This window comes from Massilia sp. P2_C2 (assembly GCF_056404615.1).
Genome location: NZ_JBFUDR010000604.1, coordinates 1 through 1,293, shown reverse-complemented (window position 1 = coordinate 1,293; position 1,293 = coordinate 1). Strand labels below are relative to the sequence as shown.

3 protein-coding genes are annotated in these 1,293 nt (G+C 67.7%); 1 reads left to right on the top strand and 2 read right to left on the bottom strand.

The genetic code is table 11. The features are described 5' to 3' along the window. A partial coding sequence (locus AC1DYX_RS31240) for an endo-acting ulvan lysase-like protein (RefSeq protein WP_477266114.1) occupies window positions 1–526 on the top strand: 526 nt, incomplete at its 5' end. 59 nt (window positions 527–585) lie between these two features. Here the strand turns inward: AC1DYX_RS31240 and AC1DYX_RS31235 are convergent. Further along, the gene (locus AC1DYX_RS31235; protein ID WP_477266112.1) at window positions 586–753 is read right to left on the bottom strand and encodes a hypothetical protein; all 168 of its coding nucleotides are present in this window, start codon (window positions 751–753) and stop codon (window positions 586–588) included. A gap of 122 nt (window positions 754–875) precedes the next feature. Further along, window positions 876–1,293 (bottom strand): porin (locus tag AC1DYX_RS31230; protein WP_477266110.1); only part of this gene is annotated, 418 nt, incomplete at its 5' end.

Below are 1,293 nucleotides of genomic sequence, written 5' to 3'. Positions count from 1 at the left end.
GGACGGCGAGGCGTGGCGGCGTCCCTTTGCCGCCGTGTTCGAGCCGGGCGACGGCGGCCCCGCGCACGTCCTCGGTGTCGAGCAGTCCGGCGATGGCCGCGCGCTCGCCCTGCGCGTCGCCACCGCGGACGGCGGACGCCAGACCATCATGTCCGGCGACGCCGACGACGCCGTGTACCAGCTCGACGGCCAGCGCCTGCGCGGCCGCTACGGCATCGCCGCGGAGCGCGACGGGGGCCTGCTGTACCTGTTCCTCGGGCACGGCCACGAGATCGCAGCCTCGGGTTACGCGTTATCCGCGACCGACGCCGCGGCCGCCGCGGCCTTGTGGCGCCAGGACGGCCGCTGGCTGTTCAGCGCGAGCCAGCCGGTCGTGCTGCGGGTCCCCGCCGCGGACTGGCCGGCACGGCTGGACATCGTCGTCAACGGGCCTACCATGCGCATCGCGGCACGGCGCCGCAATGTCGACGGCAAGCCCGTCCTCGAATACGTTTTGCCCGCGCTGGCTGCAGCCCAACTGCGATGATCGTGCGCCAGGCGGTGGACGATGCCGGGGCGGCGACGCCGCAGGACGCAGGGTGAACGCTAGCGGCCGCACCCGTGGCAGCGCCCGCAGTCGGCCGCCGCGGCCGAGAGCCCCCAGCCGAGCTGGCGCCGGATTTCCGTGATCGAAGGCGGCGGCGATGCCTGGGTCCGCCGCGTTTCCAGATACTGCCGCACCTGTTCCTTGGTCGGCTGGTTGTGCGTTTTCATTGCTGCTCCCGATCCTGAATGCTACGGTGTATTCCATGTCGGGAGCCGTAGGTTCATTCAGAACCTAAACGAACACCCCGCTCTCCTGGATTTCATAATGCGGCATCAAGGGACTCGACCTTTCAGAACCGGTGGCGGATGCCGACCATCACACGGTTTGCATCGTTAACGTTGATATGCCCGTAGGAGGTGTACAGCGTCGTGCGTTTCGACAGCTCATATTTGTAACCAATTGCTGCCTGCTTCATGTCGGCGTTGGCCTTGCTGCGGTCGTTGAGGTAGTTGTACGACGCCAGGATCGTGCCGCGGCCCACCGGGATCGTCAGCGCCACGATCGTGTCGTTCGCATCGGTCGTCAGCACCCCGGCGTTGTCCGTCTTCTGGCGGTCGAGGCCGATGTGCAGCTTGAACGGGCCGAAGTCGTAGCGCGCGCCGCCGAAATACAGCTTGGCCGATCCGGTGCCCGTGGCATTGTTCATGTCGTTGTAGCTGACCACGGCGCGCAGCGGGCCGCCGACGTAGGTCAGCACCGTGCTGAGC

Bases quoted from the DNA above. Each gene is read 5' to 3' on its own strand.
- AC1DYX_RS31235 (WP_477266112.1), bottom strand. From the start codon at position 753: ATGAAAACGCACAACCAGCCGACCAAGGAACAGGTGCGGCAGTATCTG.